This window comes from Nocardioides sp. Root122 (assembly GCF_001425025.1).
In the GTDB taxonomy this organism is placed as follows: domain Bacteria; phylum Actinomycetota; class Actinomycetes; order Propionibacteriales; family Nocardioidaceae; genus Nocardioides.
Genome location: NZ_LMDE01000001.1, coordinates 294,490 through 316,588, shown reverse-complemented (window position 1 = coordinate 316,588; position 22,099 = coordinate 294,490). Strand labels below are relative to the sequence as shown.

Below are 22,099 nucleotides of genomic sequence, written 5' to 3'. Positions count from 1 at the left end.
GTGCGACGCCCAGACCTTGTCGATGAAGGTCTGGGCGTCGCCCGTCAGGCGGTCGAGTGCGCTCAGAGGGAGGACCCGTCCGTGCCGTCGGCGTCGGTGGAGTCACCGTCGGTGCTGTCGGTCGAGTCGCCGTCGGTTCCGTCCGCGTCGGTCGAGTCACTGTCGGTGGAGTCGCCGTCGGTGCTGTCGGTCGAGTCACCGTCCGTGCCGTCGGCGTCCGCGCCGTCTGCATCACCGGGGGCGGCCGGGACCCCGGTCGGGTCGGCGCCCTCCGTGGTGATCTCGTCGTCGCCCAGGGGGCTGTCAGGAGTCGTCGTCATGGATCCTCCTCGTCGTGCCGCGACGGACGGTCCGCCCCGGATACACCTGCGAGTCTCGTGCTCTGGACTCCCACCGTCCCACACCCCTGGGGACGAGGTCACCGGGTCGCCCGCACCTCGAAGCGGGTCGTGCCCTTGACCTTGTCGTCGCCGCAGGACTGGCGGCGGCTCGGGCCCGGGACGGCGACGACCTCGTCGTCGGGGTCGCCGCCCGCGAGCACGTGCAGCTCGCGGACCTGCTCGACACCGGGGCGCCCGGCGCGGCCGCGGATCCACTCGGTCGGGACCTCGCCGCGGTCCACCGCCTCGCACGCAGCCAGGACGGTGGCGGTGTCGAGACGACCGAGGGTGAGACCGCTCGGCAGGGCGAGCAGGGTGCCGGAGAACCGGTGGCCGCCGAGGTGCGTGGTCTCCCACGTGCCCTCCGGCCACTCCTGGGTGAGCAGCCCGGCGATCGGGCGGCCGATCTCGGCGCAGCACCGGTCGCGCTTGCCGTTGGTGCAGACCAGCCACAGCGGTCCGTCGTACGCCGGCAGGCCGGCCAGGTCGAGGTCGACGAGGTCCTCGGGTCGGTCGAGCACCGTGCCGCGGACGTCGAACCCGTCGGCGGTGGCGCGAGCGTGGAAGACGTGCGTCCCCGGGCCGGCGCCCCCGTCGTAGCGCCGCAGCAGGAGGACCTTGAGGTCCAGCCCGCCGAGGTGCTCGCGGACCGTCGCGGGCAGCCGGTTGTCGGTGACGGCGTCGCGACCCCACGGGCCAGGCGCCTCGACCAGCAGGACCTCGGGGTCGGTCGGCGCGGTGCCGATGATCGGCTCGTCGTCGGTGAGGCTGGCGAGCGAGCACCGGAAGTCAGGCATGGCCGCAGTCTTGCCGATGCCTCAGCACGGCCTCACAGGAGGCCGCGACGCCGCGCGACGGCAGCCGCCTCGGTGCGGGAGGCCGCGTCGAGCTTGGCGAGGATGTTGGAGACGTGCACCGACACGGTCTTGGTGCTGATGAACAGCTGCTTGCCGATCTCGCCGTTGGAGCGGCCCTCGGCCACCAGCGCCAGGATCTCCGACTCACGCGGCGTCAGCGTCACCGTGTCGGTGGCGGTCGCCGGCGCGGGCGCCGATCCCTGCGCGGTCAGCTCCGCCGTCAGGGCGGTGGACCGCATGGCGTGCGCGGCCTCGCGGGCCCGGTCGGCCACCTCGCGCGCGGCTGCGGCGCCACCCGCTGCCCGCAGGACGCCGGCGAGGCGGACCCGGGTCTGGGCGATCTCGGGCACGCTGCCGTAGGCCATCGCCGTCTCCTCCGCGGCACGCCAGGCGGCGACCAGCTCGTCGCTCGTGGGCGGGTCGACCTGCGCCAGCCAGCGCCAGCGCAGGTGCTCGGCGGCGCGGCGCGTGACCCACATGCGGTATTCGGGGCCGTGGCTGCCGTCGTAGGGGGCGTAGAAGTCGATGACCCGGCCGCCGTCGGCCATCATCCGATCGACCTCGACGCCGGCCGCGGCCCGCTCGTCGGCGGACTGACGAGGTGCGGCGTTGGCGATGGCGCCGATGACGAGCGTGGCAAGGCGGAGCCGGGCCTGGAACCAGTCGTGCCACAGCGGCACGACCGTGGCGACCACGTCGTCGTAGACCCGGGTGGCGCGTGCGGCGTCGCCGACCGAGGCGCTCCACATGATCTCGGCGCTCGCCGCCGAGATGGCGGTGAGGCCGTCGGTGCCCCAGTAGTCGCGCAGCCGTTCGAGCGCCTTGGGCTTCTGCTCCCCGCGGATGCCGATCGTGATGAGCATCTGATGGGCGAAGTAGAGCCACTCGTAGACCATCGGCGGGTTCTGCCCGCTCACGTCGAGGAGGTCGAAGGCCTCGTCGAGCCGGCCCTGGTGGGTCAGCGCCGCCGACATCAGCACGCGCGCCTCAGCGGGGTAGGGGGACCAGGTGAGACCGTCGACCTCGCTGCGCGCGAGGACCTCGCGGTAGGCCTCGACCGCCGCCGCGAGGTCGCCGCGGTCGTGGTGGGTCCGCGCGAGGAAGTAGAGGGCGCGCAGCTCCGGCTCGATGAAGCCGGCGCGACGGGCGCGCTCCGCGGCCGCGCGCCAGCCCGTGCCGGGGTCGTCGCCGCCCGCGGGGTCAAGGCCGGCGAGGGTGGTCTGCACCTCGACGGCCAGGCTCGTGAGGTCGTTGCGCTCGGCGAGCGACAGCGCCTCCAGCGCGGCGGCGCGCGCCTCGTCGTCGTGCCAGCTGCTCAGGCTCTGCGCGCGGACGAGGAGTGCGCGGCCCAGGAGCTTGGGCGGGGCGGCGCTGAGGAGGGCCACCGCCTCGGCCGCGATGTCGCTCGGCGACTCGGTGGTGTCGGTGAGCATCAGGGCGGCTGCCAGCGACGTCAGCAGCTGCCCTCGGTCGACCCCGGTGTCCTCGGCCGGGAGCGCCGCCAGTCGGCCCCGCAGCACCTTGACGGCCTTGGGCACCCGCCCGGCTGCGATCAGCGCGTCCGCGCACTTGCGCGCCAGCGCGGAGGCGTCCACGTCGGCGATCGGGGTGCGGGACGTGTCGATCAGCTCGAGGGCGTCGAGGAAGTGGGTCGCGGCCTCGGACGGTCCACCCACGGCCAGTGCCTCCTCCCCGGCCTCGATCGAGGCTCGGACCGCCACCGGGCGGTCGTCGGCGCGGCGCGCGTGCTGGGCGAGCTCCGCGGCGGTGCCCACGGCGCGACCCTCGCCCAGGGCGGCGACGAAGTCGGCGTGCAGCCGGACCCGCTCCCCCGGCAGCAGGTCGTCGTAGACGGCCTCGCCGAGGAGCGCGTGCCGGAAGGCGTAGGTGCCACCACGCGAGGCCACGAGGACGTGCGACTCCACGGCGTTGCGCAGCGCGCCCTCGAGCTCGGCGGGGCCGAGGTCGGAGACGGCAGCCAGCAGCTCGTGGCTGACCTGGCGACCCGCGACCGAGATGATCCGCACCACCTTGCGGGTGGTCTCGTCGAGGCGGTCGAGGTGGACGAGCAGCACGTCGGCGAGCTCGCCCGGCACCTGCCCGGACCACGCGGCCCCGACGAGCTCCTCGATGAAGAAGGGGTTGCCCTCGGCGCGGTCGACGATCGAGGTGTATTCAGCCTCGGACATCGTCGAGGGGTGCAGCGCGCGGACGAGCAGGCGTACGTCGTCGTCGGAGAGCGGCTCGAGGTGCAGCCGGTCGACGCCGCGCAGCCGCATCCACTCCGCGACCTGGCGACGCAGCGGGTGGCGGCGGTGGAGGTCGTCGGCGCGGTAGGAGACGACGAGCGAGACGCCCGGGACGGTGCGGGAGAACAGGAAGCTCAGCATGTCGCGCGTCGACTCGTCGGCCCAGTGGGCGTCCTCGACCATGACGAGGAGCGGCGCCTGCTCGGCGACGGCGGAGAGGAGGTCGCCGAACGCGTCGTAGACGTTGCCGCGGTCGAGGGCCTGGTCGCCCGACGCGGTCTCGCTGCTGCGGATCCGCCTGCCCGGCTGCAGGCGGGCGAGCGTGGGGTGCTGGTCGAGGACGCGGGTCGCCACGTCGGACCGGTCGGCCATCACCCGACCGAGGACCTCCGAGAAGGGGAGGTAGGGAAGGGAGCTGTCGGCGAGGTCGAGGCAGTGCCCCGCCACGACCTGCCAGCCGGCCTCGAGGGCGGCGTCGCGCAGGGCCATCAGCACACGGGTCTTGCCGACGCCGGCGTCGCCCGCCACGAGCATCGCGCGCACGGACGGCTCGCCCCCGGACGTGCGAATGCCGAGCTGGGCAGTCAGCTGCTCCAGCTCGGCATCGCGTCCGATGAGATCGGTGGTCCTCAGGGCCGGCACGGACGACATTGTGTCGTGCCGCTCCGACACTGGCGGGTCGATCGCGGTGCGGGTCACTTCTGGGTGTCGTCGGCGCGGACCCGGGTCCAGCGACGAACGCCGTAGTCCTTGCGGACCTTGTCCTGGCGGTAGGCGATCTCGGCACTCAGGAAGCTGTCGGTGGCGAACATGTGATTCTCCTCTTCTCCACGGTCCTGGCTGGACCGTGAGGAGAGATTGCGTCGCTGAGGTAGGCCCGGACATCGGGCGGGTGCCCTATCCACGCCCGCCCGGCTACCTCAGATGCGCGCCCAGCGGCGTACGACACCCGTCTGAGGTAGTCCAGTGGCCACCGGTTGCCCGACCGGGGTAGTCCAGTGGCGAATGGCTGCCGATGACCTTCCTCGACGACGACTTCCCACTGGACTACCCCGAGATGCGCGGACAGCCGCTGACCACTGGACTACCCGGCGACCGGGCGACCGTGCTGCCAGACGCCCGCGACCAGCGGGACGCCGGGGCGGTAGGCGAGGTGGACGTACGACGGCGCGTCCAGCAGGGCGAGGTCGGCGGCCTTGCCGGGCGCGATCACGCCGACGTCGTCGCGGTCGAGCGCGGCGGCACCAGTGGCCGTCGCGGCGTGGAGCGCCTCTGCCGGGCTCATCCGCATCTCGCGGACCGCCAGGGCGATGCAGAGGGCCATCGAGGAGGTGAAGCAGGAGCCGGGGTTGCAGTCGCTGGCGAGCGCGACCCGCACGCCCGCGTCGAGCAGTCCGCGGGCGTCGGGATAGGGCTGCCGGGTGGAGAACTCCACGCCCGGCAGCAGCGTCGCGATCGTCCCTGAGTCGCTCAGCGACTCGATGTCCAGCGGGCTGAGGAAGGTGCAGTGGTCGACCGCGACCAGGCCGAGCTCGCAGGCCAGCCGCACGCCGCCACCGTACGTCAGCTGGTTGGCGTGGAGCCGCCCGCGCAGGCCGCTGTCGGACCCCGCCGCCAGGATGGTTCGTGCCTGGTCGACGTCGAAGGCGCCGTCCTCGCAGAACACGTCGATCCACCGGGCGTGCGGTGCCGCGGCCGCGAGCATGGGGCCGGTGACGAGGTCGACGTAGTCCTCGGGCGTGGTGTCAGCCGGCACCACGTGGGCGCCGAGAAAGGTGGTCTCGTCGGTGAACTGCCGCGCCACCGCGAGGCTGCGGGCCTCGTCGTGCACCGACAGCCCGTAGCCGCTCTTGATCTCCACGGTGGTGGTGCCCTGCGCCCGCATCTCGGCGACGAGCCGGGCGACGTGCGAGGTGAGCTGCTCGTCGGTGGCGGCCCGGGTGCGGGCGACGGTCGTGCGGATGCCGCCGGCGGTGTAGGGCTGGCCGGTCATCCGCGCCTCGAACTCCGCCGAGCGGTCGCCCGCGAAGACGAGGTGGCTGTGCGAGTCGACGAAGCCGGGGATCACGGCGCGCCCGCCGGCGTCGACCCGGACGTCGGCCTCCGGGGCCTCGGCCGCCGGGCCCACCCAGGCGATGCGGCTGCCCTCGACGACGACCGCGGCGTCGGCGAGCAGGCCGAGGAGGCCGCCCTGCTCGGCCCGCGTCGGATCGTTGGTGGCCAGCTCGCCGATGCCGGTGATCACCGTGGCCGTCATCGCGCCTCTCCCCAGGTCCGGGCGACGGCCTGCTCCAGCTCGAGCCCGATGTCGTAGCGCTGGCCCTCCTCCACGATCCAGCGGCCGTCCGCCATCACCCGCTGCACGTCCTCGGCGGCCGCCGCGAAGACGACCGCGCCCTCGTCGCGCCCGGCCCCCGCGGTGCGCGGGCTGGCGGGATCGACCACGACGAGGTCGGCGCGCTGCCCGACCGCGATCGACCCGGCGTCGTCCCAGCCGAGCGAGGCGTGGCCGTCGACGGTCGCCGCGGTCAGCAGCTCGGGCGCGCTCCAGTGCCCGCGCTGCCGGGTCGCCAGCCGCTCGTCGAGCTCCAGCGCGCGCATCTCCTCGAAGGGATCGATGACCGCATGGCTGTCGCTCCCCAGGGTCAGCCGGGCGCCGGCGTCGTGGAGCTGCCGCGACGGGCCGATGCCGTCACCGAGGTCGCGCTCGGTGGTCGGGCAGAACGACGCGAACGCGCCAGCGCCGCCGATGAGCGCGACGTCGTCCTCCGTGAGGTGGGTGGCGTGCACCAGTGAGGTCGAGCGCCGGAGCAGGCCGTGGTCGGCGAGCAGCCGCGTGGGCGTGACGCCGTACGCCTCGCGGCAGGCGTCGTTCTCGGCGACCTGCTCGGAGAGGTGGACGTGGAAGGGCCGGTCCCCGACCCAGGCCGCGACCGCGGCGAGGTCGGTGGCGGGCACGGCGCGCACGGAGTGGACCGCGGCGCCGAGCTTCTCGGTGGCGGAGGTGCGGGCGAAGCGCGCCTCGAGGCCGCTGACGCGGTCGATCCACGCCTCCACCGAGCCGTCGCTGTAGCGCACCTGGGCGCCCTCGGGCGCGGCACCGAAGCCGGAGGAGAGGTAGAGGGTGTCGAGGAGGGTGATCCGCAGACCCGCCTCGCGGGCGGCGTGCACGAGCGCCTGCCCCATCTCGTTGGGGTCGGCGTAGCGCGAGCCGTCGGGCTGGTGGTGGAGGTAGTGGAACTCGCCGACGCACGTGATCCCGGCGGCGGCCATCTCGCGGTAGGTCGCCCGCGCCAGGGCGAGGTAGGTGTCGGGGTCGAGCCGGGCGGCGACGTCGTACATCTGGTCGCGCCAGGTCCAGAACGTCCCGCGCTCGCGCTGGGTGCGCCCGCGCAGGGCGCGGTGGAAGGCGTGGCTGTGGGTGTTGGCGAGGCCCGGCACGACGAGGCCGCGCACGGGAATGGCGCGCGGCGGGTCGGCGTCGGGCGTCACCGACGTGAACCGGCCGTCCTCCACCTCGACGAGCACGTCGTCGCAGAAGCGGCCGCCGTCGGACGACGGCAGCCAGGCGCGCTCGAGGAGGTACGCCGTCATGCTGGGTTTCCGGAACGGGTCAGCTCGGCGAGGACGTCGGCCAGCGCCTCGACGCCGGCGAGGCAGTCGGCAGTCTCGGCCCGCTCGTCGGGCGAGTGCGAGACGCCGGTGGGGTTGCGCACGAAGACCATCGCGGTCGGGATGCCTGCGTCGGACAGGATGCCGGCGTCGTGGCCCGCCTGCGTCGGGATGACGGGCCAGCCGCCGAGCCCGGCCAGCCGCGTGGCGAGGTCGGCGTCGAACGCGACCGACCCGGACACCGACTCGGGCGTGACGACGAGCGCCGTGCCGTCGCGGCCCGCCCGGTCCTCGGCCTGGCGCTCGATCGCCGCGACCATGTCGGCGAGGGCGGCGTTGGAGGAGGCGCGCGCGTCGAGCCAGGCCGTGACCAGCGAGGGCACGGCGTTGGTGCCGTTGGGCTCGACCGCGATCCGGCCGAAGGTGGCCCGCTGCTCCGCGAGCCGGGCCTGCTTGTTCGCGGCGAGCGCGGTCATCGCGTAGGTCAGCATCGGGTCGTGCCGGTCCTCCATGCGCGTGGTGCCGGCGTGGTTGGCCTGACCGGCGAAGTCGAAGCGCCACCGGCCGTGCGGCCAGATCTCGCTCGCGAGCCCGACCGGCACGTCACGGTCGACGAGGTCGCGACCCTGCTCGACGTGCAGCTCGACGAAGGTGCCGACCCGGTCCAGCGACAGCAGTCCCGCCGACGGGTCCAGGCCGGCCGCGGCGACGGCATCGGCGAGGAAGACCCCGGCGCGGTCGCGGAGCTCGCGGGCCTCCTCCCACGTGGTCGCGCCGGCGACGAGGCGGGAGCCGAGGCAGGCGCGCCCGAAGCGCGAGCCCTCCTCCTCGACGAAGACGCCGACGCCGATCGGGCGGCCCGGCTGGACGCCACGGGCGCGCAGCGTGTCGATGGCCGCGAGGGCGGAGACGACGCCCAGCGGGCCGTCGTACGCACCGCCGTCGAGGACGGAGTCGAGGTGCGACCCGGTGAGCACGCCGGGCAGGTCACCGTCACCCCACCAGGCCACCTGGTTGCCGATGCCGTCGGTCTCGACCACGAGCCCGCGCGCCGCGCACTCCTCGGCGAACCACGCGCGCAGCTCGCCCTCGGCGGAGGTCCACGGCTGACGGAAGTAGCCGCCCGAGGACGCCGAGCGCCCCACTGGCGACAGGTCGCGCCACATCTCCTCGAAGGCCATGGACCCAGTCCATCGTCCCGGCCGACCCGGGTCAACGAACGCCCCCGGCATGGCGTCTCGGATCTCAGACGATTCATGGGCTCGCTCCGCTTCGCCGTGTCCGCGGCGCCTGAGCCCACTCGTTCGTCGTCGTTGCCGCGCCCTCCCCCGCAGCGCTTCACCCCACGAGCTTCTGACTCCCCCGCTGCGCTCCTCCGCCAGAACCCCGCGGGGACCCCAAGCGCCGCTCCTCCGGACGCACCCCTCCTCCTGCACTCCCGGGCACGCCGCGGACGACCCCCTGGGGCGCTGGCTGGCGCTGGCCGGCGCTCGCGACTACTCGACCGCCTATACATACTCCATGGAGTTCCGAGAGGTCGTACGCCGCCGACGGATGGTGCGGCGCTACTCCGACGAGCCGGTGGACCCGGCGGTGGTGGACCGGATGCTCGAGCACGCCCAACGCGCGCCCAACGCGGGGTTCACGCAGGGGTGGGCGTTCCTGGTGCTCGACACGGCGGAGGACGTCGCGCGCTTCTGGGAGTCGACCGGCGCCGAACCCGACACCCACAACAGCTGGCTCGACGGCATGCGCACGGCCCCGGTCGTGATCGTGCCGCTGGTGTGCCAGGACGCCTACCTCGACCGCTACGCCGAGGCCGACAAGGGCTGGACCGACCGGCGGGCCGACCGGTGGCCGGTGCCGTACTGGTACGTCGACACGGGCATGGCCTCGCTGCTGATCCTCCAGACCGCCGTGGACGAAGGGCTCGGCGCCTGTTTCTTCGGCATCCCCGGCGAGCACCTGAACGGCTTCCGTGCCGCGTTCGACGTCCCGGCCGACCACGCACCCGTCGGTGCGATCACCGTCGGGCACCGGGTGAGCGACCGCGGGGCGGCGGGCTCCCCGGCGCGGCGCGAACGACGTACGAATCTGGTCCACCGGGGACGCTGGGGCACTACGGTCACCCCATGACCGCACCGCCTGTCGAGGAGCGCGTGGTGGGCGCCCTGCAGGCCCTCGTCCGCATCCCGACCGTCTCCGACCGCGATCCCGCACGCGTCGACACCGACGCCTTCGACCGGCTGCTGGTCGAGCTGGAGAGGCACTTCCCGCTGCTGCACGAGCGGCTCGACCTGACCCGCGTCGGCACGCACGGCCTGCTGCTCCACTGGGCGGGCGCCAGCGCCGAGCGTCCGATCGTGCTGATGGCTCACCTCGACGTCGTCCCCGTCGACGGGGAGGCGCCGTGGCAGCACGACCCCTTCGGCGGGGAGATCCACCACTCCGACGTCGGTCCGGCCATCTGGGGTCGCGGCACCCTCGACGACAAGGGTTGCGTCGCCGCGATCTGCGAGGCCGTGGAGACGCTGCTCGAGGCCGGTCACACGCCGGCCCAGGACGTGTGGCTGTCCTTCGGCTGCGACGAGGAGGTCAGCGGCAGCACGGCACCCGAAGCGGTCGCCGTGCTCCGCGACCGCGGGGTCACGCCGTGGCTGGTGCTCGACGAGGGCGGTGCGATCGCCGGCGGCGCCTTCCCCGGCGTGACCGCACCGCTCGGCGTCATCGGCGTCACCGAGAAGGGCACCACCTCGCTCGAGCTCGTCGCGGAAGGGCGCGGCGGGCACGCCTCCACGCCGGCGAGGAACGGGCCGACCGCCCGCATCGCCCGCGCGATCCTGCGCGTGGAGAAGTCGCCGTTCCCCGCCTCCGCGCCGGCTCCCACGCTCGAGCTGATGCGGCGCCTGGCCCCCCACCTGCCGCTCCCGGTGCGTCCCCTGCTCGGTCGGGCCGACCGGCTGGCACCGGTGATCACGCGCGTCCTGCTCGCGGCCGGACCGGAGGCCGCCGCCATGACGCGTACGACGGTCGCCGCCACCACGCTCAGCGGCTCACCCGCCCTCAACGTGATCGCGTCGACCGCCAGGGCCGGCCTCAACATCCGGGTCATGGTGGGCGACAGCGTCGCCGGCGTGGTCGAGCACATCCGCAAGGCCGTGGCCGACGACTCGATCCGTATCGACGTGATCGAGTCGGGCGAGCCGTCCCCGGTCTCGCCGATGGACGAGCCGTTCGAGCTCATCGAGTCGTGCATCGGTGCCGTGTTCCCGGACGCGATCGCCACCCCCTACGTGATGATGGCGGCCACCGACTCGCGGCACTTCACCGCGATCAGCGAGCACGTCTACCGCTTCGCCCCCTTCCGGATGACCAAGGCCCAGCGCCAGGCGATCCACTCCTACGACGAGCACCTCGGCGTGGCCGACCTCGTCGACGGCGCCCGCTGGTACCAGCTGCTGATCGAGAGGCTCCCGCGTTGAGCGACACCAAGGACCGCGCGTCCCACACCGCCGTCAAGAGCCTGGCCGCGATCGTCGGCTTCCTGGTGATGGTCGAGTTCGCCAGCGGCATCCTGCAGGGCTTCTACACGCCGATCTACCCCCAGATCGCCGACCACCTCCAGATCCACGAAGGCGACATCAACTGGTTCGAGGCGGCCCAGCTGATCGTCAGCGCGCTGTGCATCCCGCTGCTCGCGCGGCTCGGCGACCTGGTCGGCCACAAGCGGGTGCTGCTGATCTCGACGGCGGTCACCGCGCTCGGCTCCTGGTGGCTGGCCTTCGCGCCGACCTTCACCACGTTCCTCATCGGATGGGCGATCCAGGGTGCGTACGTCGTGTGGCTCCCGCTGGAGATCGCGATCATCCACCGCCGCACGCGCTCGACCGGCCGACAGGAGCTGCTGACCCGGCGTGGCGCCGCGATCCTCGTGGGATCGCTCGAGCTGGCCGTCATCATCGGCGCGGTCGCCAGTGGCGCACTGGTCGAGTCGCTGGACATGAACGTCCTGCTCACCCTGCCCGCGCTCGTCGTCACGGCGGTCTTCTTCGTCATCCTCGTCGGCATCGAGCAGGCGCCGGGCGACGACAGCGGCGGCATCGACTGGGCCGGGCTCGCGCTGGTCACCGTCGCGCTCGGCGTGCTGATGGGCGGCCTGGTGTGGCTGCGGCTCGACGGCCCGGGCTCGCTCCGCGGCTGGGTCACCATCGTCGCCTCGGTCGTGGTCTTCGCGGCGTTCTGGCGCTTCGAGAAGCAGCACCCGGAGCCGATCGTCGACGTCCGCCTGCTCTCGAGCCCCGCGCAGTGGCCGGTGCAGCTGACCGCCTTCCTCTTCGGCATCCCCGTGCTGGGCGGTCAGATCCCGCTGTCGACCTACGCCCAGGCCGACCCGCTCGAGCGTGGCTACGGCCTCGGCGCGGACTCGAGCTTCATCTCGACCCTGATCGGGGTCTACGTGATCACCCTCGCCATCGGCGCCTTCACGCTGCCGCTCACCACCCGCCTGCTGGGTGGCGTACGCCGCGCGCTGGTCGTCGCCTGCGTGCTGGTGGGCGTCGGCTACCTGCTGTGGCTGCCCTTCCACGACCACACGTGGCAGGCGCTCATCAACATGGCGATCGCCGGCCTCGGCTCCGGCGCGCTGGTGGCGGCCCTCCCGGCGGCCGCGGCCGCCGCCGCTCCGCCCGAGCGGACGGGCATCGCGACCGGCATGACCAACGGCACCAAGACCGTCGGCGGCGCCATCGCCTCCGCGATCTTCGCGATCGCGCTGACGGCGACCGGCTCGCTCGACGAGACCACGGAGAAGGTCGCCCCGCTCGGCGGCTACCTCACCGTCTGGGCCGTCTGCGCCGGCGCGTCGTTCCTCGCCGCGCTCGCCCTCCTCGCGGCACCGCGGCACGCGTTCAGCGACGTCGGGGAGCCAACCCTCGCCGGTTGAGCTGCGAGGAGCGCCAGCGACGAGCCTCGAAACCTGCGATCTCCGGGGTTTCGAGGCTCGCTGGCGCTCGCACCTCAACCACCGAGGAACCTGGCGCTCGCACCTCAACCACCGAGGGACCTGGCGCTCGCACCTCAACCAGCGGGAGACCTCAGGACCTGCGCGAGCCGGGTGGCCCCGGGACCGTCCAGGTCGGCGAGGGCCTGGTGGCGGCCGGAGACCGCGAGCAGGAGCGAGACCAGTGGGCCGCGCACCTCGGCCCCGTCGCCGTGGACCAGGTGCGCGTCGGACGCGACGAGCCGGAGCCCGGCGGCACGCTGCTTGCCACCGCCGAGCCCGACGGAGGTCCTGAGCTGGTGGGTGAGCGCGCGGAGGACCGCCTCCTGCGGGTAGGCGCGGGTCAGGCCGAGCGGCCGCCTGATGTCCTCGCCGTGCACGACCTCCTCGACCAGCCGGCTGTCGAGGGGCGCGGGTGGGGTCGTCGTACGGCCCACGACCTCGCGCAGCCGCTGCAGGGTCTCGACCGGCGTGCCGCCCTTGTGGCGGGCGACTCCCTCGTCGTTCTGCCGGTCGAAGTCGAACCGTGCCCGCACCATCGCGACGACGATGCCGATGCGGGTCGTGCGCGCGTTGTCGACCAGGTGGGCCGCGACGTCGTGCACCGACCACCTCCCAGACTTCCGTCATGTCGTCAGCCTGTCAGCCGGGTCGGACACCCGGCGACGAGCGACGTCCTGGCCGGCGGGGGTCACGGCGTCAGAGCCCTCGCGACGAGCGCGGTCGCGCGCGGGTCGAGCGCCGAGGCGTCGGCCCGGTGCCAGAGCAGCCTCAACAGCACCTCGGCCGTCTCGCTGACCACGACGGGTTCACCGGCCCCGAGGGTGACCTCGCCCTCCACGTCGGTGGCGAGCAGGCGCAGGGCCGCCAACAACGGCTCGACCCGACCCAGGCGCACCTGCCGCGGATACATCACGCGGGCGACCTCCAGCACGCCGTCCCAGGCGAGCCCGGCGTCGTACGGCGTCGGGGTGCCGAGCGTCCCCTCGAGGTCCCAGACGTGCAGGGCGGTCTCGTGGACCTGGCGTCGTCGCCAGAAGCCGGCGGTGGTGTCGTCGGGGTCGAGGGTCCACGCGGGCGCCTCCTCCGGTGTCGCGTGCAGCACGTCGAGCAGGTCGGCGGCAGAGCGGCGGTACCACTGGGCCACCTCGTCACGGCCGGCGTCACTCGCCGGCGTGGTCGGGACGAAGGACGGGCTGCGGTGGGTCACCGCGTGCCCGGCCCACTGGTGGATGCCGCCGAGGTGGACGGCGAGGTCGCGGACCGACCATCCGGGACACTGCGTCACCGTGGCGTCGAGGTCCGCTCCCCCGATGACCTGCGCGAAGCGGTCGGTGTGGAGGCGCAGCAGGGGCAACCAGTCGTGGGCCATGCCCCGACGGTAGTGAGGCGTCAGCCCGCCCGCGGCGTGCGTGCGGCCGCGGCCTCGACGCTGTCCTCCGACGGCATCAGGAACCACAGCAGCGGGTAGACCAGGATCTGGCTGCCCGGGATGACGATCATCGTCACGACGAACAGCAGCCGCGTCATCCACGGGGTGAGGCCGAGGCGTCGTCCGACGCCGGCGCAGACGCCGGCGATGATGGCTCGGTCCGTGGAGCGGACGAGGCCCTGGCGGGCGAAGGACGTGCGGATCTTTTCCATGCCTCCATGGTGCTCCTGAACGGCGCTGTGGACCATCCGGATCGTCCCCGGTACGACCCTGAACCCGCCCCCGGCCGGCCGGTCAGGCCAGTCGGCCGTGCTCGGCGGTGACGTCGCGCAGCCGTGCCGCGAGGTCGTCGGTCAGCATCCCGGCCTCCAGCCGCCACGACCAGGTGGCCGCGGTGCCCGGGGTGTTCATCCGGGCCTCCGAACCCAGCGACAGCACGTCCTGGGCCTGCACGACCGCCAGCCGACACGGTGTCGCGTGCGCGAGCCCGATCAGCGCCCAGGCGGGATCGCTGTCGGTGTCGCTGGTGCCGGCGGCGCGGCAGGCACGGCGCACCTCGCGGCGGCGGCGTTCCGGCAAGGTGTCCCACCACCCGACCACGGTGTCGTTGTCGTGGGTCCCGGTGTAGACGACCTGGTCGCGGCGCAGGTTCTCCGGCTCGTGTCGCCGGTCCTCGCCGTCGGGGTCGAACGCGAACTGCAGGACGGCCATGCCGGGGAAGCCCAAGACGTCGCGCAGGTCCTCGACCGGGGCGTCGATGACGCCGAGGTCCTCCGCCAGCACCGGCAGCGCTCCGAGCTCAGCGGTCGCCGCGTCGAAGACCGCGCGCCCCGGTCCCGGCTCCCAGCGACCGTGCTCGGCCGTCGCATCGCCGGCCGGGACGGCCCAGAAGGCGGCGAACGCCCGGAAGTGGTCGATGCGGACCAGGTCGTAGAGGCCCACGCTCCGGCGCAGCCGCTCGACCCACCACCGGTAGCCGTCGGCCGCCATCGCGTCCCAGTCGTAGAGGGGGTTGCCCCAGAGCTGCCCCGTCTCGGTGAAGGCGTCGGGCGGCACCCCGGCGACCGCGTCGGTGCGGAAGAGGGCGGGCCAGGTGGCCTCGTCGGCGCTGCCGGCCGCGACGTAGATCGGGATGTCACCGAGCACCTGCACGCCGTGGTCGGCGGCGAAGGCGCGCAGGTCGGCCCACTCCCGTTCGAAGCGCACCTGGTCGGCGAGGTCGCCACCGTGGTCGGCCCACGACCCGGCCCAGTAGGCATGCCGCTCGGCGAACGCCGCCACCTCGTCGTCGCCCACCGGTGCGCCGGGATCCTCGAGCAGTCCCGGCCACGCGGCGAAGGCAGAGGGCGAGGCGTACGGCGACCCGTGCGCGTCGGGGACCGCCACCGGCAGGACCTGCCACACCGTCTGCCCGGCGGCGGCGAGCCACCTGACGAAGTCGCGCGCCGGCTCACCCAGCCGGCCGCCGGGCAGCGAGGTGACGTGGAGCTGCACGCCGGCAGCCCGGTCGGGGATCCCTGCAGCGGCCATGGTCCCAGCCTGTCACGCGCCGGGAGGGGGTCCGGCAGGTCCGCAGGGGCGGGAAGCTCCCCCGGAGCAGGACACGTGTCCGGGATGTCGCCCGGCGAACGGCCCGAGGGGGGCGACTTCGCGGACACGTGTCCGGGGCCGGGCTCGTACAGTGGAGGCATGTCGGAGCGCGACCGGGAGGACGGGTTCGAGAACCCGGACACCGGGTCCGTACGACGTGGGGCCGAGCGCGACGATCGCACCGGCCGGTCCGCGGCGGCGGCACGGATCGCCCACCAGGCCAGCTGGGTCGACCAGCAGGTGCGCCGGGCGATGGAGCGCGGGGAGTTCGACGACCTGCCGGGCCAGGGCAAGCCGATCGAGGACCTGGGGGCCGAGCACGACCCCGACTGGTGGCTGAAGAAGCTCGTCGAGCGCGAGAACATCGCGCTCCTGCCGCCGGCGATCGCGCTGCGCAAGGAGGACGCCGAGCTCGACGCGCGGCTCGACGCGATCCCGGCCGAGAGCGAGGTCCGGCGTGAGCTCGCGGACTTCAACCGCCGGGTGGTCGAGACCCGCCGCCAGCTGCAGGGCGGACCACCCGTGGTGACCCCGACGCGTGACGTCGACGCCGAGGTCGCCGCCTGGCGCGAGCGGCGTACGGCACTCATCGCAGCGCAGCGCGCGGCCCGCGCCGCCGCGGAGCCGGCCCCGCGGAAGCAGTCCTGGTGGTCACGCCTGCGGGGTCGCTGACCAGGACCTCGGACGAGAGCGAGACATCCGTCATATCGACGGCCGCCGGAGCGGCGGTAGTTTGCGGCCCATGACACGTTCCGCCAAGGACTTCTTCGCCCCGCTCGCCGTCGGGGCCCCAGCGCCGCTGCGCGACATCCCGGCCCGGCCGAGCCGCGCGATCCACTTCTTCGACCCGGGCAACGAGAAGATGGCCGCGAAGGTGCCCGGCATGGTCGGCACCGTCGACGTGCTCCTCGGCAACCTCGAGGACGCGGTCAAGGCGGAGAACAAGGAGAAGTCCCGCCAAGGCCTCGTCGAGATCGGGAAGGCGACCGACTTCGGGCCGACCCAGTTCTGGACCCGGATCAACTCGCTCGACAGCCCGTGGGTGCTCGACGACCTGACCACGCTGGTGCCGGAGATCGGCGACAAGCTCGACGTGATCATGGTGCCGAAGGTGCAGGGCGCCGAGGACATCCACTACGTCGACCGGCTGCTCGCGCAGCTCGAGGCCAAGGCCGGCATCGACCGCCCGATCCTGGTCCACGCGATCCTCGAGACCGCGCGCGGCGTGGCCAACATCGAGGAGATCTGCGCGGCCAGCCCGCGCATGCAGGGCCTCTCGCTCGGCCCGGCCGACCTCGCCGCCGACCGCCGGATGAAGACCACCCGTGTCGGCGGCGGCCACCCGGGCTACCTCGTGCGCAAGGACCCGGTGAAGGACGACCTCGGCGTGCCCCAGTACGACGCCGAGCGGACGACGTACCAGCAGGACCTGTGGCACTACACGATCGCCCGGATGGTCGACGCGTGCGCGATGCACGGCATCTACCCCTACTACGGGCCGTTCGGCGACATCGCCGACACGGTCGCGTGCGAGGACCAGTTCCGCAACGCCTTCCTGCTCGGCTGCGTCGGCGCGTGGAGCCTGCACCCGGCGCAGATCAAGATCGCCAACAAGGTCTTCTCCCCCAGCGTCGAGGACGTCGCCCACGCACGGCGGGTCATCGCCGCGATGGGCGACGGCACCGGCGCGGTGATGCTCGACGGCAAGATGGAGGACGACGCCTCGGTGAAGCAGTGCCAGGTGATGGTCGCGCTGGCCGACGAGCTCGCCGCGATCGACCCCGACCTGAAGCAGGCCTACGACGCCATCGAGGTGCCGGCATGAGCAGCCCGGACGCGACCTTCACCCCGCTCCGCTCCGTCCTCTACATGCCCAGCTCCAACGAGCGGGCGCTGGAGAAGGCGAAGTCGATCGCCTGCGACGCGCTGATCCTCGACCTCGAGGACGCGGTCGCCCCCGACGCCAAGCCTGCTGCCCGCGAGGCGGCCGCGGCAGCCGCCGCCAGCGGCGACTACGGCCGGCGCACGGTCACCATCCGTGTCAACGGCATCGGCACCGAGTGGCACGACGCGGACATCGTGGCGGCCAGCCAGGCCGGCCCGGCGGCGATCGTGGTGCCGAAGGTCAACAGTGCCGACGAGGTCGCGCAGCTCGTCGCCGCGATGGAGAAGGCCGGCGCACCCGACCACACCCTGCTGTGGGCGATGGTCGAGACACCCGTCGCGATCCTCGACGCGCTCGCCATCGCCCGCGCCTCCGGGCGACTGGGCGCGTTCGTGCTCGGCACCAACGACCTCGTCAAGGAGCTGTACGCCGAGCACGTCCCGGGCCGCGCGCCGATCCTGCCGAGCCTGCACACCGCCCTCCTCGCCGGCCGCGCCGCCGGCATCGCGGTCCTCGACGGGGTCTTCAACGACGTCAAGGACGCCGAGGGCTTCCTCGCCGAGTGCGAGCAGGGCCGCCAGATGGGCTTCGACGGCAAGACGCTGATCCACCCCGGTCAGGTCGAGGGCGCCAACGCGGCCTTCGCACCGAGCGAGCGGGCCGTCGAGGACGCCCGCGGGCTCATCGCCGCCTGGGAGGACGGGCACGGCGCCGGTGTGGTGACGTACAACGGCAGGATGGTGGAGAACCTCCACGTCGAGTCCGCCCGCCGCACCCTGTCGATCCACGACGCCATCGAGGCGCTCGCCGAGGCCTGACCGCTGTCGGCGGTCACCCGCAGGGAGGGTTTCCCTCCCGGACCGGAACCGGCATAGTGTGCGCGCCGCCCAAAGTGGGCGACAACTTAGGAGGAGAAAGAATGATTGTCCTCGGACTGATCCTGCTCATCCTCGGGCTGCTTCTGCCCCAGAGCATCCTGACCACTCTCGGGATCATCCTGATCGTGGTGGGTCTGGTGCTGAACTTCGTCCCGATCGGCGGCAGCAGCCGCCGAGTCTGGTAGCGCTCTCCACCTACGCGTCGGGCCCTGGACACCTCACGGTGTCCGGGGCCCGCGCACATTTTCCGCACGGCGGCCGCGGACGCCACTAGCCTCTGACCATGTCGCGCCCCCTCACCCTCTTCGGGGTGGCCTCCCCCTACGCGTTCGACGTCGTCGAGTCCGCCCGACGGATGGTCCGGGACGTCGTGTGCGTCGACAACCACGGCGGCGCCGATCCTCGCCTGCCGGGCCTGGTCGAGCTGACCGACGCCGTCCCGCGTACGCCGTTCACGCTGGGCCTCTCCTCTGCCGCCCACCGCGGCCGGGCCGCACACGCCGCGGCCGACGCCGGGTGGTCGGACGCCGAGTCCCTCGTGGACCCGACCGCGGTCGTCCCGTCGACGGCGACGATCGCCCATGGTGCGTACGTCAATGCGGGCGCGGTGCTGGGAGCGCACGCGAGCATCGGCTGCCACGCCAACGTCAACCGGTCCAGCTCGATCGGGCACGACGCGCACCTGGGCTTCGGCGCCTCGACCGGGCCGGGAGTCGTGCTGGCCGGCGGGGTGGTCGTCCAGACCAGTGCGTTCGTCGGTGCCGGCGCCACTGTCCTCCCGGAGGTCACGATCGGGCACGGGGCCGTCGTCGGCGCCGGAGCAGTGGTGACCCGCGACGTCGCACCCGGCGACGTGGTGGTCGGCAACCCGGCGCGGGTGCTTCGCGCCCAGGACGTCGAGGAGCTGACGTGCCCCCACTGCTGAACGACCTCGACCAGCCGGCACCGATCGTGCTGGCACCGACTGGCATGGTGCCCACCCGCGCCATGACGCCGCACGTGCCGCTCACCCCGGACGAGATCGCCGCCGACGTGGCGGCAGCTGCGGCGATCGGCATCACGTCGGTTCACATCCACGCGCGTGGCGAGGACGGCGCCCCCACGTGGGAGCGTGAGGCCTACGCCCGCATCGTCGGCGCAGTCCGCGAGAGCTCCCCCGACGTGGTCATCAACGTCAGCACGAGCGGACGCACCTGGTCGGAGGTCGAGCGCCGCGCCGACTGCCTCGCCCTCGACGACGACCTCAAGCCCGACCTGGCCTCGCTGACGCTCTCCTCGCTCAACTTCCTGACCCAGGCCTCGGTCAACAGTCCGGACACGATCCACGCGCTCGCGCGGATCATGCTCGACCGCGGGATCGTGCCGGAGCTCGAGCTGTTCGACTTCGGGATGGTCAACTACGTCCACGTCCTCCGGCGCAAGGGTCTGCTGCCCGGGCCCGTGGTCGCGAACCTGTTCTTCGGCAACGTCGCCGGGATGCAGCCGACCTTGGGTGAGATCGGCCTTGCCGTCGACCGGCTCCCGGAGGGCACGATCTGGTCGGGCGCCGGGCTCGGAGACTTTGGGCTCCCTGTGCAGACCCACTCGATCGCCGCCGGGGGCGGGGTCCGCGTCGGGGTGGAGGACGGCATCTGGTTCGACCGCCACCGCACCACGCTCGCCACCAACCCCATGCTGGTCGAGCGCGTCCACGATCTGCTCCAGCTGCACGGGCGCACGATGATGACGCCCGAGGAGCTCCGCCACCGGCTGGCACAGCCGTGAGGGTCCCGTCCGCGGCACCGACCCGGTTGGCCGGCGACGAGGCTGCTGCAGTGCGCGACGCGGTGTCGCGGGTGATCACCGACGGACCGTGGGTCCTCGGGCCGGAGGTCGAGTCCTTCGAGGCCGCGTTCGCCGACTACACCGGGCTGGGCCACACGGTGGGAGTTGGCAACGGCACCGACGCCCTGGTCGTCGCGATGACCGCGCTCGACCTGTCGCCCGGCGCCGGCGTGCTGGTGGCTGCCGATGAGGGCGGGTACGCCGCCACGGCCGCCCGCCTCGCGGGGCTCGTCCCGGTAGTGATGGACCTGGCGTCCTCGTCGACCTTCGTCGACGCCGACACCGCGGCCGCCGCCCACCGCCCGGGCGTCGAGGCCGTCGTCGTCACGCACCTGCACGGCGACGCCGTACCACTGGAGGAGCTGGACGCCTGGCGCCGCCGCCTCGGCCTGGCGCTCGTCGAGGACTGCGCGCAGGCGCACGGTCTGCGCGTCGCCGGCCGTCACGTCGGCACCACGGGCGATGCTGCCACCTTCAGCTTCTACCCGACCAAGAACCTCGGCGCGGTCGGCGACGGAGGACTGGTCGGCTTCGCCGACCCCGTGATCGCCGCAAGGGCCAGGGCGCTGCGGCAGTACGGGTGGGTTGACGAGCGCTTCCGGCCGGACCTCGCGAACGGACGCAACACCCGCCTCGACCCTCTCCAGGCGGCGGTGCTCTCGGCACGCCTCCCCCACCTCGACGCCCGCAACCAGCGCCGCCGCCAGCTGGCGGCCCGCTGGCGTTCTGCCCTCGTCGGCTCCGCCGTGCTCTGGGGTGACCCCGAGACGACGGTCGCTCACCATGCGGTGGCGATCACCGACGACCGCGGCGGGCTCGCCGACCACCTCGCCGCGCACGGCGTCGACACTGCCGTGCACTACCCCCACGTGGTCGGTGACATGCCCGGCCTCAGGGCGGAGGGAGGCCCCGCCCCCGTGGCCGCCTCACTGGCAGGCCGGGTCCTCAGCCTCCCCTGCTTCCCGGAGCTCACCGACGAGGAGGCCGATCGCGTGGCGGCCGCTCTGCACGAGTGGACGCCTCGTGGCTGAGCGCACCTTCCCGGTCCACCGCGACGACCGAGGCGAGCTGCTCGTCGTCGAGGGCGACGAGCTCGAGTTCCCGATCCGGCGGGTGTTCACGGTGGTCGGCAGGGCGGGTGGCGCGCCGCGAGGAGGGCACCGCGCGACCTGCACCGAGCTGATCGTCCTGGTCTGCGGCAGCGCCACGGTCACGCTCGGGCGCGCCGGAACGCCGGACGCCGTCCGCGTGCTCGAGAAGCCCGGCGACTCCGTCACCATCGCGTCCGGCGACCACGTCGACTACCAGCTCGACGGCGCCCACTCGGTCGTGGCCGTGCTCTGCGACGAGCCCTACCGGAGCCCGTCATGACGCGCGCCTCGGTCCTCGTCCCGATCCACGACAAGCCGACCACGCTGCCGCTGACGGTCGACACAGTGCTGCGGCAGACCGTTGACGACCTCGAGGTGCTGCTCATCGGCGACGGGGTCACCGACGCCGTACGCGCCGTGGTGGCAGACCTGGTGGCTGGCGACGAGCGTGTGCGGTTCCTCGACTTCCCCAAGGGTCCCCACCACGGCGAGCGCTACCGCCACGACGCGGTCCGGGCCGCACGCAGCGATGCCATCTTCTACCTCTGCGACGACGACCTGCTGCTCCCCGACCACGTGGCCGACCTGCTCGACCTGCTCGAGGACCACTCGTTCGCGCAGAGCCTCAACGGAGAGGTGCGACCGGACGGACGTGTCCGCTTCTACGCCTCCGACCTCGCCGACCGCGACGTGGTGGCGATGCACCTGCGCGACGATGTCCGCTTCTGCTCGGTCAGCATCACCGGCACGGCACACACACGACAGCTGTACGACGCCGTCGACGACCGCTGGGACACGACGCCGAGCGGTTGGTGGCCCGACCACTGGCAGTTCCGCAAGCTCATGCGGCACCCGTCGTACGCGGGGGCCACCTCGTCGCGGATGACCGCTCTCCAGTTCCCCACGAGCAGCGACGGGCGCGACACGTGGACCGACGAGGCGCGGGTCGAGGAGCTGCGTCCCTGGCACGCACTCGTCGTCGGTCCGGGCGCACAGGACGAGATAGATCGCCGTTGCGAGGCGGGCCGCCGCGAGCAGCTGGTCGAGGAGCGCGCCACCATCGCCCTGCTCCAGCGCGACCTCGCCTGGCTCCGCGGCGAGCACGAGCGACAGGCGAAGGAGAAGGACTGGCTGAGCGCCAAGCTGGAGGAGGGCCTCGGGCACCTCGAGTGGCTCAAGGGGCAGCACGAGGTGCAGCGCCGCCAGCTCGAGGCCGCGCTGGCGACGATCGAGCGGCTGCAGGCCAGGCTCGCGCACAAGACCGAGGTCATCGCCCGGCTCCGGGCGAGGAGTCGCTAGCGC

General features: G+C 73.2%; 22 protein-coding genes. 12 read left to right on the top strand and 10 right to left on the bottom strand.

Annotation, left to right across the window (positions count from 1 at the left end):
* Positions 1-62: 62 nt before the first annotated feature.
* The 6 genes from ASC64_RS01455 to ASC64_RS01430 all read right to left on the bottom strand — a co-directional run bounded on the left by ASC64_RS01455 (position 63) and on the right by ASC64_RS01430 (position 8,279).
* A complete protein-coding gene (locus ASC64_RS01455; RefSeq protein WP_056905740.1) occupies positions 63-320 on the bottom strand; it encodes a hypothetical protein in 258 nt (85 codons plus the stop codon).
* A 98-nt stretch (positions 321-418) separates the two neighbouring features.
* Positions 419-1,177, bottom strand: coding sequence for a sucrase ferredoxin (locus tag ASC64_RS01450; RefSeq protein WP_056905739.1), 759 nt, complete (start codon positions 1,175-1,177; stop codon positions 419-421).
* A 32-nt stretch (positions 1,178-1,209) separates the two neighbouring features.
* Positions 1,210-4,128, bottom strand: coding sequence for a helix-turn-helix transcriptional regulator (locus ASC64_RS01445; RefSeq protein ID WP_162245756.1), 2,919 nt, complete (start codon positions 4,126-4,128; stop codon positions 1,210-1,212).
* A gap of 442 nt (positions 4,129-4,570) precedes the next feature.
* Entirely contained in the window at positions 4,571-5,743 is a 1,173-nt protein-coding gene (gene hutI, locus ASC64_RS01440; protein WP_056905737.1) for an imidazolonepropionase, read from the bottom strand.
* Positions 5,740-7,080, bottom strand: coding sequence for a formimidoylglutamate deiminase (locus tag ASC64_RS01435; RefSeq protein ID WP_056905736.1), 1,341 nt, complete (start codon positions 7,078-7,080; stop codon positions 5,740-5,742). Before ASC64_RS01435 ends, hutI begins: the two co-directional genes overlap by 4 nt.
* Entirely contained in the window at positions 7,077-8,279 is a 1,203-nt protein-coding gene (locus tag ASC64_RS01430) for an allantoate amidohydrolase (RefSeq protein ID WP_200937430.1), read from the bottom strand. The genes ASC64_RS01435 and ASC64_RS01430 overlap by 4 nt, the downstream gene beginning before the upstream one ends.
* 340 nt (positions 8,280-8,619) lie before the next feature.
* Between ASC64_RS01430 and ASC64_RS01425 the strand changes: the two genes are divergently transcribed.
* The 3 genes from ASC64_RS01425 to ASC64_RS01415 are packed head-to-tail and all read left to right on the top strand — an operon-like array spanning position 8,620 to position 12,040.
* Complete coding sequence (locus ASC64_RS01425; protein WP_056905735.1) at positions 8,620-9,234, top strand: nitroreductase family protein; 615 nt, start codon at positions 8,620-8,622, stop codon at positions 9,232-9,234.
* The gene (locus ASC64_RS01420) at positions 9,231-10,580 is read left to right on the top strand and encodes a M20/M25/M40 family metallo-hydrolase (protein WP_056905734.1); all 1,350 of its coding nucleotides are present in this window, start codon (positions 9,231-9,233) and stop codon (positions 10,578-10,580) included. Before ASC64_RS01425 ends, ASC64_RS01420 begins: the two co-directional genes overlap by 4 nt.
* Entirely contained in the window at positions 10,577-12,040 is a 1,464-nt protein-coding gene (locus ASC64_RS01415; protein WP_056905733.1) for an MFS transporter, read from the top strand. Before ASC64_RS01420 ends, ASC64_RS01415 begins: the two co-directional genes overlap by 4 nt.
* Before the next feature lie 134 nt (positions 12,041-12,174).
* On the opposite strand, the gene ASC64_RS01410 is transcribed toward ASC64_RS01415, so the two are convergent.
* The 4 genes from ASC64_RS01410 to ASC64_RS01395 form a co-directional block, all read right to left on the bottom strand.
* A complete protein-coding gene (locus tag ASC64_RS01410) occupies positions 12,175-12,702 on the bottom strand; it encodes a maleylpyruvate isomerase family mycothiol-dependent enzyme (protein ID WP_056905732.1) in 528 nt (175 codons plus the stop codon).
* Positions 12,703-12,788: 86 nt separating this feature from the next.
* Positions 12,789-13,469, bottom strand: coding sequence for a maleylpyruvate isomerase family mycothiol-dependent enzyme (locus ASC64_RS01405; RefSeq protein WP_056905731.1), 681 nt, complete (start codon positions 13,467-13,469; stop codon positions 12,789-12,791).
* Positions 13,470-13,489: 20 nt separating this feature from the next.
* A complete protein-coding gene (locus ASC64_RS01400; RefSeq protein WP_056905730.1) occupies positions 13,490-13,741 on the bottom strand; it encodes a PspC domain-containing protein in 252 nt (83 codons plus the stop codon).
* Positions 13,742-13,823: 82 nt separating this feature from the next.
* Positions 13,824-15,059 carry a 4-alpha-glucanotransferase gene (locus ASC64_RS01395; RefSeq protein WP_056905729.1) on the bottom strand — a complete coding sequence of 412 codons (1,236 nt, stop codon included), beginning with the start codon at positions 15,057-15,059 and terminating at the stop codon, positions 13,824-13,826.
* Between the two features lie 159 nt (positions 15,060-15,218).
* Between ASC64_RS01395 and ASC64_RS01390 the strand changes: the two genes are divergently transcribed.
* The 9 genes from ASC64_RS01390 to ASC64_RS01355 all read left to right on the top strand — a co-directional run bounded on the left by ASC64_RS01390 (position 15,219) and on the right by ASC64_RS01355 (position 22,096).
* Complete coding sequence (locus tag ASC64_RS01390) at positions 15,219-15,791, top strand: J-domain-containing protein (RefSeq protein WP_056905728.1); 573 nt, start codon at positions 15,219-15,221, stop codon at positions 15,789-15,791.
* Positions 15,792-15,861: 70 nt separating this feature from the next.
* Positions 15,862-16,944: an HpcH/HpaI aldolase/citrate lyase family protein gene (locus ASC64_RS01385; protein ID WP_056905727.1), complete on the top strand. Its 1,083-nt coding sequence runs from the start codon at positions 15,862-15,864 to the stop codon at positions 16,942-16,944.
* The gene (locus tag ASC64_RS01380; protein WP_056905726.1) at positions 16,941-17,822 is read left to right on the top strand and encodes an HpcH/HpaI aldolase/citrate lyase family protein; all 882 of its coding nucleotides are present in this window, start codon (positions 16,941-16,943) and stop codon (positions 17,820-17,822) included. Before ASC64_RS01385 ends, ASC64_RS01380 begins: the two co-directional genes overlap by 4 nt.
* Positions 17,823-17,923: 101 nt before the next feature.
* Positions 17,924-18,067, top strand: coding sequence for a hypothetical protein (locus ASC64_RS22455; RefSeq protein ID WP_186339411.1), 144 nt, complete (start codon positions 17,924-17,926; stop codon positions 18,065-18,067).
* Between the two features lie 98 nt (positions 18,068-18,165).
* Positions 18,166-18,807 (top strand): hypothetical protein, encoded by a 642-nt coding sequence (locus ASC64_RS01375; RefSeq protein ID WP_056905725.1) that lies wholly within the window; start codon positions 18,166-18,168, stop codon positions 18,805-18,807.
* A complete protein-coding gene (locus ASC64_RS01370; RefSeq protein WP_156384949.1) occupies positions 18,792-19,646 on the top strand; it encodes a 3-keto-5-aminohexanoate cleavage protein in 855 nt (284 codons plus the stop codon). The genes ASC64_RS01375 and ASC64_RS01370 overlap by 16 nt, the downstream gene beginning before the upstream one ends.
* Before the next feature lie 50 nt (positions 19,647-19,696).
* Positions 19,697-20,737 carry a DegT/DnrJ/EryC1/StrS family aminotransferase gene (locus tag ASC64_RS01365; protein WP_056905724.1) on the top strand — a complete coding sequence of 347 codons (1,041 nt, stop codon included), beginning with the start codon at positions 19,697-19,699 and terminating at the stop codon, positions 20,735-20,737.
* A complete protein-coding gene (locus tag ASC64_RS01360) occupies positions 20,730-21,077 on the top strand; it encodes a WxcM-like domain-containing protein (RefSeq protein WP_056905723.1) in 348 nt (115 codons plus the stop codon). Before ASC64_RS01365 ends, ASC64_RS01360 begins: the two co-directional genes overlap by 8 nt.
* Positions 21,074-22,096 (top strand): glycosyltransferase, encoded by a 1,023-nt coding sequence (locus ASC64_RS01355; RefSeq protein WP_056905722.1) that lies wholly within the window; start codon positions 21,074-21,076, stop codon positions 22,094-22,096. Before ASC64_RS01360 ends, ASC64_RS01355 begins: the two co-directional genes overlap by 4 nt.
* The last annotated feature ends 3 nt before the right edge of the window (positions 22,097-22,099 follow it).

What these genes read in the sequence shown, in the direction of transcription:
- ASC64_RS01385 (WP_056905727.1), top strand. Translation starts at nt 15,862, where the DNA reads ATGACACGTTCCGCCAAGGACTTCTTCGCCCCGCTCGCCGTCGGGGCC.
- ASC64_RS01375 (WP_056905725.1), top strand. Translation starts at nt 18,166, where the DNA reads ATGTCGCGCCCCCTCACCCTCTTCGGGGTGGCCTCCCCCTACGCGTTC.
- ASC64_RS01425 (WP_056905735.1), top strand. Translation starts at nt 8,620, where the DNA reads ATGGAGTTCCGAGAGGTCGTACGCCGCCGACGGATGGTGCGGCGCTAC.
- hutI (WP_056905737.1), bottom strand. Translation starts at nt 5,743, where the DNA reads ATGACGGCCACGGTGATCACCGGCATCGGCGAGCTGGCCACCAACGAT.
- ASC64_RS01400 (WP_056905730.1), bottom strand. Translation starts at nt 13,741, where the DNA reads ATGGAAAAGATCCGCACGTCCTTCGCCCGCCAGGGCCTCGTCCGCTCC.
- ASC64_RS01450 (WP_056905739.1), bottom strand. Translation starts at nt 1,177, where the DNA reads ATGCCTGACTTCCGGTGCTCGCTCGCCAGCCTCACCGACGACGAGCCG.
- ASC64_RS01455 (WP_056905740.1), bottom strand. Translation starts at nt 320, where the DNA reads ATGACGACGACTCCTGACAGCCCCCTGGGCGACGACGAGATCACCACG.
- ASC64_RS01405 (WP_056905731.1), bottom strand. Translation starts at nt 13,469, where the DNA reads ATGGCCCACGACTGGTTGCCCCTGCTGCGCCTCCACACCGACCGCTTC.
- ASC64_RS01430 (WP_200937430.1), bottom strand. Translation starts at nt 8,279, where the DNA reads ATGGCCTTCGAGGAGATGTGGCGCGACCTGTCGCCAGTGGGGCGCTCG.
- ASC64_RS22455 (WP_186339411.1), top strand. Translation starts at nt 17,924, where the DNA reads ATGATTGTCCTCGGACTGATCCTGCTCATCCTCGGGCTGCTTCTGCCC.
- ASC64_RS01355 (WP_056905722.1), top strand. Translation starts at nt 21,074, where the DNA reads ATGACGCGCGCCTCGGTCCTCGTCCCGATCCACGACAAGCCGACCACG.
- ASC64_RS01420 (WP_056905734.1), top strand. Translation starts at nt 9,231, where the DNA reads ATGACCGCACCGCCTGTCGAGGAGCGCGTGGTGGGCGCCCTGCAGGCC.
- ASC64_RS01435 (WP_056905736.1), bottom strand. Translation starts at nt 7,080, where the DNA reads ATGACGGCGTACCTCCTCGAGCGCGCCTGGCTGCCGTCGTCCGACGGC.
- ASC64_RS01390 (WP_056905728.1), top strand. Translation starts at nt 15,219, where the DNA reads ATGTCGGAGCGCGACCGGGAGGACGGGTTCGAGAACCCGGACACCGGG.
- ASC64_RS01395 (WP_056905729.1), bottom strand. Translation starts at nt 15,059, where the DNA reads ATGGCCGCTGCAGGGATCCCCGACCGGGCTGCCGGCGTGCAGCTCCAC.
- ASC64_RS01380 (WP_056905726.1), top strand. Translation starts at nt 16,941, where the DNA reads ATGAGCAGCCCGGACGCGACCTTCACCCCGCTCCGCTCCGTCCTCTAC.